11 protein-coding genes are annotated in these 15,590 nt (G+C 72.8%); all 11 read right to left on the bottom strand.

Annotation, left to right across the window (positions count from 1 at the left end; all coding sequences use genetic code 11):
- Positions 1 to 129: 129 nt before the first annotated feature.
- Positions 130 to 1,326 (bottom strand): sugar phosphate isomerase/epimerase family protein, encoded by a 1,197-nt coding sequence (locus tag ACZ470_RS09140; protein ID WP_468425868.1) that lies wholly within the window; start codon positions 1,324 to 1,326, stop codon positions 130 to 132.
- 115 nt (positions 1,327 to 1,441) lie between these two features.
- Entirely contained in the window at positions 1,442 to 2,821 is a 1,380-nt protein-coding gene (locus ACZ470_RS09135; protein ID WP_468425866.1) for a nucleotide pyrophosphatase/phosphodiesterase family protein, read from the bottom strand.
- On the bottom strand, positions 2,818 to 3,987 hold the full coding sequence (gene eboE / locus ACZ470_RS09130) for a metabolite traffic protein EboE (RefSeq protein WP_468425864.1): 1,170 nt from the start codon (positions 3,985 to 3,987) through the stop codon (positions 2,818 to 2,820). The genes ACZ470_RS09135 and eboE overlap by 4 nt, the downstream gene beginning before the upstream one ends.
- Positions 3,988 to 3,990: 3 nt before the next feature.
- Positions 3,991 to 4,881 carry a TatD family hydrolase gene (locus ACZ470_RS09125; protein ID WP_468425862.1) on the bottom strand — a complete coding sequence of 297 codons (891 nt, stop codon included), beginning with the start codon at positions 4,879 to 4,881 and terminating at the stop codon, positions 3,991 to 3,993.
- Positions 4,881 to 5,621 carry an EboA domain-containing protein gene (locus ACZ470_RS09120; RefSeq protein WP_468425860.1) on the bottom strand — a complete coding sequence of 247 codons (741 nt, stop codon included), beginning with the start codon at positions 5,619 to 5,621 and terminating at the stop codon, positions 4,881 to 4,883. The genes ACZ470_RS09125 and ACZ470_RS09120 overlap by 1 nt, the downstream gene beginning before the upstream one ends.
- On the bottom strand, positions 5,618 to 6,646 hold the full coding sequence (locus ACZ470_RS09115; protein ID WP_468426298.1) for a sugar phosphate isomerase/epimerase family protein: 1,029 nt from the start codon (positions 6,644 to 6,646) through the stop codon (positions 5,618 to 5,620). Before ACZ470_RS09115 ends, ACZ470_RS09120 begins: the two co-directional genes overlap by 4 nt.
- A gap of 158 nt (positions 6,647 to 6,804) precedes the next feature.
- Positions 6,805 to 7,779 carry an SCO3242 family prenyltransferase gene (locus ACZ470_RS09110; protein WP_468426296.1) on the bottom strand — a complete coding sequence of 325 codons (975 nt, stop codon included), beginning with the start codon at positions 7,777 to 7,779 and terminating at the stop codon, positions 6,805 to 6,807.
- Between the two features lie 248 nt (positions 7,780 to 8,027).
- A complete protein-coding gene (locus tag ACZ470_RS09105; RefSeq protein ID WP_468425858.1) occupies positions 8,028 to 9,191 on the bottom strand; it encodes an inositol-3-phosphate synthase in 1,164 nt (387 codons plus the stop codon).
- Positions 9,192 to 9,340: 149 nt separating this feature from the next.
- Positions 9,341 to 13,036: a ThuA domain-containing protein gene (locus ACZ470_RS09100; protein ID WP_468425856.1), complete on the bottom strand. Its 3,696-nt coding sequence runs from the start codon at positions 13,034 to 13,036 to the stop codon at positions 9,341 to 9,343.
- A gap of 267 nt (positions 13,037 to 13,303) precedes the next feature.
- Positions 13,304 to 14,302 (bottom strand): sugar phosphate isomerase/epimerase family protein, encoded by a 999-nt coding sequence (locus ACZ470_RS09095; RefSeq protein ID WP_468425854.1) that lies wholly within the window; start codon positions 14,300 to 14,302, stop codon positions 13,304 to 13,306.
- A gap of 14 nt (positions 14,303 to 14,316) precedes the next feature.
- Positions 14,317 to 15,525 carry a Gfo/Idh/MocA family protein gene (locus ACZ470_RS09090; protein ID WP_468425853.1) on the bottom strand — a complete coding sequence of 403 codons (1,209 nt, stop codon included), beginning with the start codon at positions 15,523 to 15,525 and terminating at the stop codon, positions 14,317 to 14,319.
- Between the last annotated feature and the right edge of the window lie 65 nt (positions 15,526 to 15,590).

The raw sequence follows: 15,590 nt of genomic DNA, 5'->3' as shown, positions 1-15,590 counted from the left end.
CCGGGGGTCCCTCCCGACGCCGCGTGCCGTCCCCACCAGCGAAACAGCGCATCGAAGGCTTCCCTCACACGGACCGGGCGGCCCCTCCCACTGCACGCGGGAAGGGCCGCCCGGTCCGTGTCCGTGGTGTCAGCAGCGGCGCTTGCGCAGGGCCGCCATGTTGTCGTAGCTGATCTTGGCCTCGCGCAGCGACTGCGCGGGGTCGGTGGCGCTCGGGGAGTTGTCGTCCTCGACCATCGGGTTGCGGTAGTTCGTCTGCCCGACCCGCGAGAAGAACGTCGTGTAGTCGATGTCCCCGGTGCCGAAGGGCACCATGTCCCAGCCCATGCCGTTGGTCGTGCTGACGACGCCGTCCTTGGCGTGGAACAGCGGGTAGCGCTTGTTGTTGCGGGCGACCAGGGCGGCCGGGTCGAAGACGCTCTTGCGGGTGGAACCGTCGTGGGCGGTGTAGGTGTGGAACTTGTACTGGGCGACGTGTGCCCAGAAGATGTCCATCTCCAGCCAGACGGCCTTCGGGTCGGTGACCTTCAGGAAGTACTCCAGCTTCCGGATGCCGGAGCTGCGGGTCGGGCGGCCCTGGTCGTCCAGGGGGCCGCCGTCGAGCAGGAAGCCGTAGGCGCTGTCGTGGTTGTGGGTGTAGAGCTTGATGCCCTCGCGGCGGGCGATCTCCCCCATGGCGTTCCACTTGTCGGCGGCCACGTCCCAGTCCGCGCGGTAGGAGCTGCCGGTGGGGTCGCCGCCGGTGCCCATGTGGTCCAAGCCGAGGATGTTGGCGATCTCCAGGTGCTTCTTGAAGGTGTCCAGGTCCGCCGTCGTGAGCGGCCAGGAGGACGGAATGAAGCCGTGGTTGCCCTGGGCGCGCAGGCCGTACTCGTCCAGCCAGGACCGCAGCAGCCTGGCGCCCTCGACGGATTCCAGGTCGGCACCGCCGGGCGCGTTCGCGTGCTGGCGGTAGCCGGCGAACTCCACCTGGCGGTAGCCGTGACGGGCCAGCTGCTTGAACACCTCGCGGAAGCCGGAGGGCAGGTCGCTCGCGAGCGGGTCGCGGGCGGTGGCGTCACGGACGGTGTAGAGGATGATGCCGCGCTTGTGCGCGGGGACGAGCACCTGGCCGCGTCCGTGGTCGTGTCCGTGGTCTCTGTCCCGGTCCTGGGCGAGGGCCGGTGCGGCGCCGAAAACGGGGGCCGCGACGGCGCCGGCCGCCACGGCGGTGCAGGTGCTGAGGAAACGGCGGCGGCCAACACCGAGGCTGCGGCGCAGACCCTCGTCGGGGACGTCGGCGGCGGTGGCGGCCTCGGTGCGGGAGGCGTCGGAGTACAGGGTCACGAGTGGCCTGCCTTCTCTGTCGTGGCCGGTTCCGGTCCCGCCGGGACCGGCCGTTGTCAGTGCCGTGTGTTTCACTCTCGGTAGTCGGATATCGGCGGCCGTGCGTGGTGCGGTGTCAGCCGAGTCCGGCGAGCCGGAGCAGGAGTTGTTTCACATCGGTGGCCGCGACGCGGTCGCCGACAGCGCGGGGGGTGGAGCAGATGAGGAGCGGACCGTCGTCGTCGCTCGCGGGGAGGCGGCCGTGGCTGCCCCGAATAGGTGAGGGGTCCAGGGGCACGACCGCCATGCGGTAGCGCATGCCGAGCTTCTTGCGCGCCAGTGCGGTGGCCGCCTTGACCTTCACGTAGGGGTCGAGGGGATCCATGAACAGCTCGACCGGGTCGTAGCCGGGTTTGCGGTGGATCTCGACGAGCTGCGCGAAGTCGGGCGCGCGGTCGTCGTCGAGCCAGTAGTAGTACGTGAACCAGGCGTCCGGTTCGGCGACGGCGACGAGTTCGCCGGCGCGCGGATGGTCGAGGTGGTGGGCCTTCTTGCCCTCGTCGTCGAGGAGGTGCTCGATGCCGGGCAGTCCGTCGAGGGCCGCGCGGGTGGCGTCGAGGTCCTCGGGGCGGCGCACGTAGACGTGGGCGAGCTGGTGGTCGGCGACCGCGAAGGCGCGGGAGGCCATCGGGTCGAGGTACTCCATGCCGTCCTGGGTGTGGACCTCGAGGAGGCCGGCGCGGCGCAGGGCGCGGTTGATGTCCACGGGCCGGTTCACGCGGGTGATGCCGTACTCGGACAGCGCGACGACGGTACGGCCCTCGGCTCGGGCGTCGTCCAGCAGCGGGGCCATGGCGGCGTCGAGGTCGGCGGCCGCCTTCAGGGAGCGCGGGTCGTCGGGGCCGAAGCGCTGGAGGTCGTAGTCGAGGTGAGGGAGGTAGCAGAGCGTCAGGTCGGGATGCCGGGTGCGCATGATGTGGCGGGTGGCGTCGATGATCCACTGGCTGGAGACCAGGTCGGCGCCGGGGCCCCAGAAGTGGAACAGGGGGAACGTGCCGAACTTCTCGGTGAGTTCGTCGTGCAGGGCGGGCGGCCGGGTGTAGCAGTCGGGTTCCTTGCGGCCGTCGGCGTAGTACACGGGGCGGGGGGTGACGGTGATGTCGGTGTCGGCGCCCATGGCGTACCACCAGCAGATGTTGGCGACGGTGTAGCCGGGGTGGGCGCGGCGGGCGGCGTCCCAGAGCTTGTCGCCGGCGACGAGGCCGTTGTGCTGCCGCCACAGCAGTACGTCGCCGAGCTCGCGGAAGTACCAGCCGTTGCCGACGATGCCGTGCTCGGAGGGCATCGTGCCGGTGAGGAAGGTGGACTGGGCGGCGCAGGTGACGGCGGGCAGGACGGTGCCGAGCGGAGCCCGCGAGCCGGACCGGCCGAGCCTCTTGAGGTGGGGCATGTGGTCGAGGAGACGGGGGGTGAGGCCCACGACGTCGAGGACGAGAAGGGGGGTGGGGTCGCTCATGGGAGTTCCTTCAGGCCGAGGTCCGTCAGGAGGTCGCGGGCCAGGGTGAGTTCGGCGGCGATGCCGTCGGCGAGCTGGGTGCGGCCGCGGGGGCGCAGCTCGGGCGGGAGGGCCTGCCAGGTGTAGGTCTCGACCTCGAGGTGGCGGGTGAGCGGGTGCGGGCCGCCGACGAGCCGGGTCAGGACGGATTTCAGGACGGGCAGCGTGGAGGCGAGGGGCGCGGTGGGGGCCGCGTGCAGCGGGACGTGGAAGTGGGCGCGCCAGGGTGCGCCGTCGGGCAGGGTGTCGCCGGCCAGGGCCTCGTCGAGGTCGTCGGTGCCGCGCAGGCCGGCGAGGGTGGAGGTGCGGGTCTGGTGCAGGAAGCGGGGTTCGGCGAAGGCGGCCAGGGCCTCGCGGACCTCGGGGAGGTGGGGCTGTTCGGCGTGCAGGGCGGCGGAGAGCTGGGACTTGACCACGGACACACCGGCCCGGGTGAGGTCGTCCAGGGCGGTGTGCGGGTCCTCGAAGGAGGTGGCGAGGTGGCAGGTGTCGACACAGATGCCGACGCGGTCGTGGCCGATCGCGGTGAGCGGGGCGATGGCGTCCCTCGTGGTCTCGACGACGCAGCCGGGTTCCGGTTCCAGGGCGACGCGGATGGAGCGTCCGGTCAGTTCCTGGAGCGCGTCGAGGCGTTCGGCGAGGGTGCGCAGGGCGGTGCGGGCCGTCTCCGCGCGCCGCTCGTCGTAGGCGGTGCGCCAGGCCAGCGGCAGGGTGGAGATGCTGCCGTCGGTGACGTCGTCGGGGAGCAGCCCGGCGAGGACACGGGCCAGGGCGGTGGTGTGTTCCAGACGCTCGGGGTCGGCCCAGTCCGGCTTGTAGACGCGGTACTTGACCTCCTCGGCGCCGAAGCCCTCGTAGGGGAAGCCGTTGAGGGTGACGACCTCCAGGCCGCGCCGGTCGAGTTCGCAGCGCAGTCCGCGCAGGGCGGACGGGTCGGTGACGAGGGCGTGGGCGGCGTCCTTGGCGAGCCACAGGCCGATGCCGAGCCTGTCCCGGCCGAGGCGGCGGCGGACGGGCTCGCAGTGGTCGCGGAGCTGGGCGAGGACGCCGTCGAGGGTCTCGGCGGGGTGGACGTTGGTGCAGTAGGCGAGGTGGACGGTGGAGCCGTCGGGGTGGCGGAAGCGCATGGCTCACGCCTCCGTGCCGGCGTCGCCGGCCGGGCCCGGCTCGTCTCTCGGTGTGCCGCGCAGGATGGAGTTGCCCTCGTGGGTGGCGTCCGTGGCGTCGACGTCGAGGTCGAGCCGGCCGCTGAGTCCGTAGAAGGCGACGGGGTTGCGCCACAGCACCCGGTCGACGTCGTCCTCGGTGAAGCCCTCGGCGAGCATCAGGTCGGCGACCTTGCGGGTCTTGAGGGGGTCGCTCTTTCCCCAGTCGGCGGCGGAGTTCACCAGGACCTGCTCGGGGCCGTAGGAGCGCAGGATGGCGACCATCCGCTCCTCGTCCATCTTGGTGTCCGGGTAGACGGAGAAGCCGAGCCAGGCGCCGCTGTCCTTGGCCTCCTTGACGGTGGTCTCGTTGAGGTGGTCGACCAGGACCCGGTCCGTGGGCAGCGCGGACTCGCGGACGACGTCGAGGGTGCGGCGCAGTCCGGCGAGCTTGTCGCGGTGCGGGGTGTGCACCAGCGCGGGCAGGCCGTGGTCGGCGGCGAGCTGGAGCTGGGCGGCGAGGGCGGTGTCCTCGGCGGGGGTCATGGAGTCGTAGCCGATCTCGCCGACGGCCACCACGTTGTCCTTGACGAGATACCGGGGCAGCGCGTCGAGGACGGGTGTGCAGCGCGGGTCGTTGGCCTCCTTGGGGTTGAGGGCGAGGGTGCAGTGGTGGGCGATGCCGTACTGGGCGGCGCGGAAGGGTTCCCAGCCGAGGAGGGAGTCGAAGTAGTCGAGGAAGGAGGCCGGGGAGGTGCGGGGCTGACCGAGCCAGAAGGAGGGTTCGACGACGGCGCGGACGCCCGCGGCGTACATGGCCTCGTAGTCGTCGGTGGTGCGCGACGTCATGTGGATGTGGGGGTCGAAGATGCGCATCAGGACTCCTTGCCGTGGGGGTCGTCCGTGCCGTGCGTCGGGGTGGCGGGGGCGGACTCGGTCAGGGCCAGAACGCGGTGCAGGTCCTCGGGGACGGTGCGGCCGGCGGCGGTGCGTTCCGCGGCGTAGTCGCCGAGCATGCGGGCGAGTTCGCCGTCGCCCCGGGCGCGCCGGTCCAGGTCCGCCACCTGGTCGAGGCCGACACCGGTGAAGAGGCACTTCAGTACGGCGTGCCGCCAGGCGTGGGCGTCCAGGTGGCGGGCGCCGTAGGGGCCGAGGGCGGCGGCCACGAGCCGGGTGTCGTTGGTGCGCAGGGCGTCCTCGACCAGCGGGAGGGCGTCGGGGCCGTCGGGCACGAGGTGGGGCAGGGCGTGCAGGACGGCGCGGCGTTCGTCGGCGGTGCCCTGGAAGTAGACCCGGGTCAGGGCGTCGGCGTCCGCGTGGGCCGCGTGCAGGATGAGGACGCGGGCGGCGTCGGCGTGGGCGGGGCCGCAGCGGCGGCCGGCCTCGGCCAGGCGCAGCTCCCACACGGAGATGGGCCCGTGGGTGCCGGGGTGGGCGGCGGCCTCGTCCAGGGCCTGGTCGAGCCAGGCGCGGGCGGCTCCGCCCAGCCGGCCGGCGAGGGCGCGGCGCAGTTCGGCGGGCGGCGTGAGGGCGGGGGTGGTGCCGTCATCGGGGGTCGCCCGGTCGCCGGTGGTGTCTGCTTCCGGGGTGGCCGGGGTGGCGCGGGGGCGGGTCATGGGGTGCTGCTCGCTTCTGGGGTGGCGGAGGGATCGCCGTGCGGTGGGACGGGGACGGAGGGGGTGGCGGTGGTCGTCGCGGTCCGGGCGGCGTGGTGGAGGAACGGCAGGGAGTGGGCGGCGAAGTGGGGGCCCGCGTGGGAGTGGCGGGGCAGTTCGACGACCGTGAGGCCCTGGTAGCCGGTGGCGGCGAGGGCCGCGAGGACGGGCGGGAAGTCGATCTCGCCGTCCCCGAAGGGGAGGTGTTCGTGGACGCCCCGGCGCATGTCCTCGATCTGGACGTGGCGCAGCCAGGGGCCGGCGTCGCGCACGCAGTCGGCGGGAGGGAGGGGTTCGAGGCACTGGCAGTGGCCGATGTCCAGGGTGAGGCCGAGGGGCTCGGGGTCGCCGAGCGTGCGGCGCAGGTGGTGGAAGTCGGCGAGGGTGGCGAGGAGGTGGCCGGGTTCGGGTTCGACGGCGAGCGGGACGCCGATGGTGGTGGCGGCCTCCAGGACGGGGGTGAGGGTCTCGGCGAGGCGTTTCCAGGCGGTGTCCTCGTCGGTGCCGTCGGGGACGATGCCGCTGAAGCAGTGCACGGCGTGCGCGCCGAGGTCGGCGGCGACACGGACGGCGCGTACGAGGAGGTCGACGCGGCGGGCCCGGTCCTCCGGGTCGGGGTCCAGCAGCGACGGGCCGTGTTTGCGGCGGGGGTCGAGCACATAGCGGGCGCCGGTCTCCACGGTGACGCCGAGCCCGAGCTCGTCCAGCCGGTGCGCGACCCGTCGGGTGCGGGCGGCGAGGTCGGGGGCGAGCGGGTCGAGGTGCATGTGGTCGAGGGTCAGCCCGACGCCGTCGTAGCCCAGGTCGGCGAGGAGGGCGAGGGCGTCGTCGAGCCGAAGGTCGGCGAGGCCGTTGGTGCCGTAGCCGAAGCGGAACGGGGGGCTGACGCCCCGGCTCGTGTCCGGGTTCCGGGCCGTGTCCGGGGCCGGGCGGCCACCCGCGTCCCGGCTCGGCCCCGGGGCGGGGCCCCGGCCCTGCTCGGGCAGGTCCCGGCCCGCGACCCGGTTCGAGTCCCGGCCCGGTTCACGGGCGTCCCCGCTCCCCTGCCGGGCCGGACCGCCGCCCACGTGCCGGCCCGGCTCCGGGGCCGGAACCCGGCCCTTCTCGGGCAGGTCCTGGCTCGCGGCCCGGTTCGGGTTCCGGCTCATGTGATGCTCACCTTCCTCATGCCGGCTCTCCTGGCGAACATCCGGCCGGCCGGGGCGAGGGCCGCGACCAGGACGGATGTGACGGCCGCGCCGGAGCGGGCGGCGAGCGCGGCCTGGAGCGGGATCGTGGCCCGGATGCCGCCGCCGACGGCGCGCTGGGTGAGCGGGGGTGAGGGGTTGAGCGCGGCGTGGAAGTAGGGCCGGGCGGCCGTGACCGCGTAGGCGGCGCCCAGGGCGGTGGCGAGGACGCCGGTGGCCCGGGGCGGGGTCGCGGCGGGGCTGGAACCCGGCAGGCCGGGGGCGGCTGCTGCCCGCCGGTCTGCCGGGGGTCGGGTGCGGCGGTGGGTGACCAGCCGGGTGAGCGCTCCGGTCGTCGCGAGGGCGGCCAGCGGTGCCAGGGCCGAACCGCCGGTGGTCTCGCGGCGGGACACGGCCGTGACCGCGAGGGTGTGGCTGCCGAGCAGCGCGGCGGACGGCAGTGCGGTCCGGGTGCCGCCGCCGGTCGCGGCGGCGCCCAGGAGCAGGTCCAGTCCGCGGGCGGCGGCCATGGCCGCGGGACCGGCGGGCGTGTGCTTCAGGGCGAGGTCGTACGCCCAGACGGTCGCCGCCAGGGGCGCGGCCACCGCGAGGGCGGGCCGGCCGGCACGGGCGGCGAGCAGCAGACCGGCGCCGGTGAGGCCGCAGGCGGCGGTGAGGGCGGCGGCCGGCTTGATCCGTCCGGAGGGGATCGGGCGGTGCGGGCGTTCCACGGCGTCCTCGGCGCGGTCCGCCCAGTCGTTCAGGACCATGCCGGCCTCGTACAGGCAGACGGAGGAGCCGATGGCGAGCAAGGTCCGCGGGCCGGGGCGCACGCCGGCCGCCGCCGCGCCGGCCAGGGCATCACCGGGGACGGTGAAGAGGGCGGGCAGGCGCAGCAGTTCGGCCCAGGCGCCGACGCGGTCCGTACCCGGGCGCGGGGTGCGGGACGCCACACCATCCGTGGGGACCGGCCCCTCCCCGGCCGAGCCCACCAGAGCGGCCCCGGCGACGGTGAAGAGGGCGGGCAGCCGCAGCAGTTCGGCCCAGGCGCCGACGCGGTCCGAGCGAGGACGGGCGGTGCGGGACGCGGCGCCGCCGCCCTGCGCGCGTCCCGTCGTGGTCCGGTGCGGGTGCGTTGTGGTTGTTCGCGCAGTTCCCCGCGCCCCTGGGGGGTTGTCCTGCACGCGCGTCGCCCGGCGGCTCATCGGTGGGCCTCGGGAGCGGCGGCTGCGTCGCGCAGGCGCCCGGCGAGGCGCCTCAGCTCCGCGTACTGCTCGGCCAGGGACGACGGGCCGTCCCCGACCGGGTCCTTGAAGTAGAAGCCCAGTTCGCCCAGCGGGCCGGTCAGGCCCTTCTCCCGGGCGCGGACGACCAGTCGGGCCAGGTCCAGGACGAGCGGGGCGGCCAGCGCGGAGTCGCAGCCCTGCCAGATGGTCTGGAGGATCATGCGGGAGCCGAGGAAGCCGTCGAAGGCGATGTGGTCCCAGGCCGTCTTCCAGTCGCCGAGCGCCGGCACGTCGTCGATGTGGACCTCGCCCTCGGGCGCGGCACCGAGGGTGTCGGCGAGGACGCGTTCCTTGCCGGCGTTCTTCGCGGCGGCGGCAGCGGGGTCGGCGAGGGCGGCGCCGTCGCCGCCGCCCAGCAGGTTGGTGCCGGACCAGGCACGTACGGCGAGGGCGCGCTGGAGGAACATCGGGCCGAGCACGGAACGCAGCAGGGTCTGTCCGGTCTTGCCGTCACGGCCCGCGTACGGCAGGCCCGAGGACTCGGCGAGCGACGCCAGTGCCGGGTGGTGCAGGCCCGTGGAGGGGGTGAAGTTCACGTAGGGGCAGCCGGCGCGCAGGGCGGCCGCCGCGTAGAGGGAGCTGGGCGGCAGGGAGCCGTCGGTGGGGGCGGGCTCGGTGGAGGCGACGTTCACCACGACGGCGCCCGCGAGGCCCTGGCGGCGCACGAAGTCGCGGATGTCGGCCGCGAACACCTCGATCCACTGGTCCTGGGTGCGGCCGGTGTCGCCGGGCAGGGGGCCGCCCGGCCTGATCTCCCGGTCGGCGGCGACGAGTTCGGCGTGCACGGCGGACGGCAGGCCGTGCGGCAGGACACCGCCTTCGGCGAGGTGCTCGGCGCGTTTGGGCAGCGGGCAGTCGACGGTGTCGTGGCCGCCGAAGACGAGGGACGACAGCGACGGCAGACCGCAGGAGGTGAAGTCGGGGGTCTCGGTGACCATGCCGGTCGGCGGGTGGAGCCCGGCGGCGACGGCGGCGCAGCCCGCGATCGCGGTCGTGGCCACGGATCCGCGCGCCCCGATGAACCAGACGCCGAAGCGGGGGGCCGGGGACGGGGTGGGGAGGAACGGTTCGGCGGACATGGGCAGCCTCCTTGTCGTACGCGAACCCGGTGCGAGCGCCGGAAGGGGGACCTGCGGGCGCGGGGGCCCGTCGAGCGGCCGGGCGCGGGGCCCGGCGGGACGGCGGGCGGAGGTCCGGCGTCCTCCGCCCGCCGCCGTTCCGGTGGCCCTTAGGAGGGCAGTTCCTTCAGCTGGATGTCGCGGAAGGAGACCTGGTCGTCGGCGCCGTGGTTCTGGAGGCCGATGTAGCCGTCCGTCAGGCTCCGCTCGGGGTCCTTGTTGGTGAAGTCGTTGATCTTGACTCCGTTGAGGAACACCTGGAGGCGTTCGCCCTGGACCCTGATCTCGTAGGAGTTCCACTGGCCGGGCGGCCGCAGGACCTGGTCACGGGCCTTGATGTCCGCGGACTTGAACGAGTAGACGGAGCCCGTGGTGCGGTCGGGCGCGTCCGTGGCGTCGATCTGGATCTCGTAGCCCTTGTTCACCGCGGACCAGGGGTCGTCGGAGGCCGGGAAGCCCACGAAGATCCCGGAGTTGTCGTCGCCCCGCATCTTCCAGTCGAGCTTGAGCGAGTACGACTTCAGCTCCTTGGCCTGGTACCAGAGCAGACCCATGCCGCCCTCGGACTCCAGGGTGCCGTCCGTGACGTTGAACTTCCCGGGGCCGGCCTGCTTCCAGCCGTCCAGGGTCTCGCCGTTGAAGATCTCCCGGTAGCCCTTGTTCGGCTTGCAGTCCGCCTTGACCTGGCCGGTGGCGTACTGGAGTCCGCCGAGCAGGTGGGCGCGGAAGGCCTCGTCGGCGTACGACTCCTTGGTGTGGCCGCCGCCGGTGTAGAAGGACCGGCCGCCGCCGTAGCTCTGGCACCAGGCGATCGGGTGGTCACCCTTCATGGAGCCGCCCTGGTACGTGGTCTCGTCGAGGGTGGCGAGGACCTTGGCCTGCTCACGCGGGTTGGTGCGGTAGTTGTACCACTCGTCGGTGCGCTCCCAGGTGTCGCCCAGGTGCGCGGTGGACGGGTGGTCGTGGTCGTGGACGCGCACGGTGGCCTTCTGGATGGCCGGGTGCGAGTCGAAGTAGGCGCCCACGAGACCGCCGTAGAACTCCCAGTCGTACTCGGTGTCGGCGGCGGCGTGGATGCCCATGTAGCCGCCGCCGTTCGCGACGTAGTTCTCGAACGCCTTCTGCTGCTCGGCGTTGAGGACGTCGCCGGTGGTGGAGAGGAAGGCCACCGCGTCGTACTTGGCGAGGTTGGCCGTGGTGAACTGCCCGGCCTCCTCGGTCGAGGTGACCGAGATGCCGGCCGGTCCGCCGAGCTCCTTCAGCGCGGCGACGCCCTCGGGGATGGAGTCGTGCCGGAAGCCCGCCGTCTTGGAGAAGACCAGGACCTTCTTGCCGGCCTTGAACGGCTCCTTGGAGAACTCGAAGTCGTCGACGTCGTACAGCGCGCCGTCGCCGCCCCGGAAGACCAGGTAGATCTCCGAGGTGCGCGCGGGCAGCGAGCGCAGCGGCACGTCGACGTTCTGGAACGTCTCCCAGCTGCCGGTCGGCGGAATGTACGCCGAGCCGTGCAGCTTGCCGGTGGGCGAGCCGGTGCGCAGCTCGATGAAGCCGCCGGAGCCGCCGGAGGAGGCCCGTACGGTCATCTTCTTCTGCCCGTCGAACCGGTAGGGGCTGAAGGAGATCCAGTCGCCGTCGTTGATGTCACCGACGGTCTTGCCGCCGTTGGCCTGGGTCTTGTCGAAGATGTTCACGCCCGACTGGGTGGTGAAGTGCTCGGCCTGGCGGTGCAGCGGCTGGATCACGGTGCGCGCGGTACCGGTCAGGGCCTCCTGGCCGTTGGCCCCGCCGTCGGTGTAACTGGCGCCGACGACACCGTAGATGTTGGCGTTGGGGTCGTGACCGCCGTCCCCGGCGGGCGGCTTGAGGGTGCCCTCACAGCCCGTCTCGCTGGTCAGCTCGTGGGCGTGGGAGTCGTGGCCGAGGCTGTAGGCGACCTTGACCTTGGAGCAGTCGATGGTCTCCTCGGGGTCGGTGACGGTCACCTTGAACGGGACCGGCTCGCCGAAGGGGGCCAGACTGCCGTTGCCGGGAACGTCGATCCTCACCTTGGGTTCGGTGTTGCCGACCACGATCCGGACGCTGGCGTTGCCGGTGTTGCCCTCGGGGTCCTTCGCGGTGAAGGTCGCGGTGTAGGTGCCGACCTTCTTGTACTGGTGCGTGGGGTTGAGCCCCTCGCCCTTGGTGCCGTCGCCGAAGTCCCAGCTGTACGTGAGGTCCGGGGAGTCGGCGTCCTTGGCGGAGGCGGTGAAGGCGACCTTGAGGCCGGCGGCGCCGGAGGTCTTGTTCGCGCTCACCTCGGCGATCGGGGAGAAGCCGTCCTCGGCGTTCTCGATCCGGTACAGCGCGGAGTTCTCGTCGCCCTGGAACCAGGAGACGCCGTAGTCCAGGACGTAGAGCGCGCCGTCGGGGCCGAACTCCATGTCCATGATCTGGGTGCCGGTCCACGGGAAGTCGTTGATCTTCGCGACGGACCCGTCCTCGTTCTGCTCGATCCGCTTGATCCAGCGCCGGCCGAACTCACCCGCGAAGAAGTCGCCGTCGTACGCCTCGGGGAACTTCACGCTGGAGTCGAGCTCGGGGTCGTAGCGGTAGACCGGGCCGGCCATCGGGGACTCGGAGCCGCTGCCGAACTCGGGCACGGAACCGCCGTCGTACGGGATCCAGGCGGCCTGGGCGGGCGGCAGGTCCACGAGACCGGTGTTGTGCGGCGAGGTGTTCTTCGGCGCGGCGCAGTCGAACTTGTCGCCGGAGGCGCCGGTGGCGAAGTCGTAGTCGACGTAGGCGTCGTTGTCGCCGGTGCAGAACGGCCAGCCGAAGTTGGCGGCCTCGGTGACCTTGGCGAACTCGACCTGTCCTGCCGGGCCCCGGTTCGGGTTCGCGGCGCCCGCGTCGGGGCCGTAGTCGCCGACGTAGACGATGCCGGTCTTGTCGTCGACGCTCATCCGGAACGGGTTGCGGAAGCCCATCGCGTAGATCTCGGGGCGGGTCTTCTCGGTGCCCGGGGCGAAGAGGTTGCCCTCCGGGACGGTGTACGAGCCGTCCTCGGCGACCTTGATGCGCAGGATCTTGCCGCGCAGGTCGTTGGTGTTGCCGGAGCTGCGGCGCGCGTCGAAGGCCGGGTTGCGGTCCGGGCGCTCGTCGATCGGCGTGTAGCCGTCGGAGGCGAAGGGGTTGGTGTCGTCGCCGGTGGACAGGTAGAGGTTGCCCTCGGCGTCGAAGTCGATGTCGCCGCCGACGTGGCAGCAGGTGCCGCGGGAGGCCGCGACGTCGATGACCTTCTTCTCGCTCGCCAGGTCCAGCGTGCCGTTGGGGTTGAGGACGAAGCGGGAGAGGCGGTTGACGCCGTCGAACTTCTTGAAGTCCTCGGCGGTGCCGTTCTCCGGGGCGTCGCCCGCGGGGGTGTCGAGCGGCGGGGCGTAGTAGAGGTAGATCGCCCGGTTGTTCTCGAAGTCCGGGTCGACGCCGACGCCCTGGAGCCCCTCCTCGTCGTGGCTGTAGACGTCGAGCCTGCCGGCGACCTTGGTGACGCCGCCCTGGTCGGTGAGGCGCAGCGTGCCGTCGCGCGAGGTGTGCAGGACGCTGCGGTCCGGGAGCACGGCGAGCGACATCGGCTCGCCCATCTCGGGCTCGCCCTTGGCGAGCGGTACCTGCTGGAACTGCCCCTCGGCGGCGGCCGGTTCGTCGGCCGACGGCTGGGCACCGGCGACGGTCGCCGGGGTGCCCACGGCCAGCATCAGGCCGGTGGCCAGGGCGAGAGCGGTGCGGAGCCTCGTCGTCTTCTTGCCTCTGAATCTGCTTCTGTGCACGAAGTCCCTCCGGGAACGGGTGGGCCGTACGGAACGGGTGCGTAGACGTGCGGTGCGTGCGGGCGCCGGGGTGCGCCGTCACCCCGGAGGCGTGGGTGTCCTGAACACTTCAGGGACGGTAACCGCGTTCTTCCTGGGCCAACACCCCTTGGGCCGAGGTCGGTTGAACTTTTACCCAACTCAGGACAAAGCGGGATTCGGGCAGGGCGGACCGGGGACCGGCGGATGCGCCGGCCCCCGTCCCCGACATGCCGTCGGACGTGCGGATCAGCTGTTGAACGCGGCGTCGAAGGACGCGCTGGGCGGCTCGAAGTCGAAGGCCTTCAGGCGCGTCAGCGCCTCGGGGGCGCCCTGGAGCCGGTCCATGCCGGCGTCCTCCCACTCGACGGAGACGGGGCCGTCGTAGCCGATGGAGCGGAGCATGCGGAAGACGTCCTCCCAGGGGACGTCGCCGTGGCCGGCGGAGACGAAGTCCCAGCCGCGTCGCGGGTCGCCCCAGGGCAGGTGGGAGCCGAGGCGGCCGTTGCGGCCGTCGAGGCGCTTGCGGGCCTCCTTGCAGTCGACGTGGTAGATCCGGTCGCGGAAGTCCCACAGGAAGCCGACCGGGTCGAGGTCCTGCCACACGAAGTGGGACGGGTCGAAGTTGAGGCCGAAGGCCGGCCGCCGGTCGACCGCCTCCAGGGCGCGTACGGTCGTCCAGTAGTCGTAGGCGATCTCGCTGGGGTGGACCTCGTGGGCGAACCGCACGCCCTCGGCGTCGAACACGTCGAGGATCGGGTTCCAGCGGTCCGCGAAGTCCTGGTAGCCCCGCTCGATCATCGACTCGGGCGCGGGCGGGAACATGGCGACCAGGTGCCAGATGGCGGAGCCGGTGAAGCCGATGACGGTGTCGACGCCGAGGAGGGCCGCGGCACGCGCGGTGTCCTCGATCTCGGCGGCGGCCCGCTGCCGTACGCCCTCGGGCTCGCCGTCGCCCCAGATGCGGGCGGGCAGGATCGCCTGGTGGCGTTCGTCGATGATGGCGTCGCACACTGCCTGGCCGACCAGGTGGTTGGAGATGGCCCAGCACTTGAGGCCGTACTTCTCCAGGAGCTGGTGGCGGGAGGCGACGTAGGACGGGTCGGCGAGCGCCTTGTCCACCTCGAAGTGGTCGCCCCAACAGGCGAGTTCGAGCCCGTCGTAGCCGAAGTCACGGGCGAGTCGGCAGACCTCCTCCAGCGGCAGGTCCGCCCACTGGCCGGTGAACAGCGTGAAGTCGCGGGGCATCCGTATCCGTCCTCTCAGGCGGCGATGGGTGTGTAGACGGAGTTCTTCTCGGCGCTCTCCTCCACCGCGGCCAGGACGCGCTGCACCTGGAGCCCGTCGGCGAAGGAGGGTTCGGGCGTACGGCCCTCGGCGACCGCGTGGACCAGGTCGCGGGCCTGGTGCACGAAGGTGTGCTCGTAGCCCAGGCCGTGGCCCGGCGGCCACCAGGCCTCGAGGTAGGGGTGCTCGGGTTCGGTGACGAGGACGCGGCGGAAGCCGGCGTGTGTCCCGGGCTCGGTGGCGTCGTGGAACTCCAGCTCGTTGAGCCGCTCCAGGTCGAAGGCGAGCGAGCCGCGCTCGCCGTTGAGTTCGATGCGCAGGGCGTTCTTGCGTCCGGTGGCGTACCGGGTGGCCTCGAACGAGGCGAGGGCACCGGAGGTGAACCGGCCGGTGAACAGGGCGGCGTCGTCGACGGTGACCTGACCGGTGCCGGCGGCGGACACGGCGGCCAGGCCGCTGCTGGGCGCGGTGGGCAGCGGCCGCTCCCGTACGAAGGTCTCGGTGAGCGCGGAGACGCCCGCGAGCCGCTCGCCGGCCAGGTACTGGGCCAGGTCGACGATGTGCGCGCCGAGGTCGCCGAGCGAACCGGAGCCGGCCTGCTCCCGGCGCAGCCGCCAGGTCAGCGGGAACTCCGGGTCCACCAGCCAGTCCTGGAGGTAGGCGACCCGCACGTGGCGCAGCTTCCCGATCCGGCCCTCGGCCACCATCCGCCGGGCCAGCGCGGTCGCGGGGACCCGGCGGTAGTTGAAGCCGACCATCGCCAGCTGTCCCCGGGCCGCCGCCCCCTCCGCGGCCCGGGTCATCGCCTCGGCCTCTTCGACGGTGTTGGCGAGAGGCTTTTCGCACAGCACGTGCTTGCCCGCGGCGAGCGCGGCCAGCGCGATCTCGGCGTGGCTGTCGCCGGGGGTGCAGATGTCGACGAGGTCGACGTCGTCCCGCTCCACCAGGGCGCGCCAGTCGGTCTCGGTCTCCGCCCAGCCGTGGCGGTCCGCCGCCGCTCTCACCGCTTCGGCGTCCCGGCCGCAGATCACGGCCAGTTCGGGGCTGAGCGGCAGGTCGAAGACGCGTGGCGCGGTGCGCCAGCCCTGGGAGTGGGCGGCGCCCATGAAGGCGTAACCGACCATGCCGATGCGCAGCGGTGGCTTCCCCGTCTCCGCCCCTTCGGACGCTTGCGGCTGTGCCATTCGGATGTCCTCCTCGTCGTCGTGTCGGGCGGGGGTGGGCCCCGCCCGGGGGGCTGGTCAGGCCC

The sequence above is a fragment of the Streptomyces sp. NPDC031111 genome (assembly GCF_055570675.1).
This window is presented reverse-complemented; position numbering and strand designations above follow the sequence as displayed.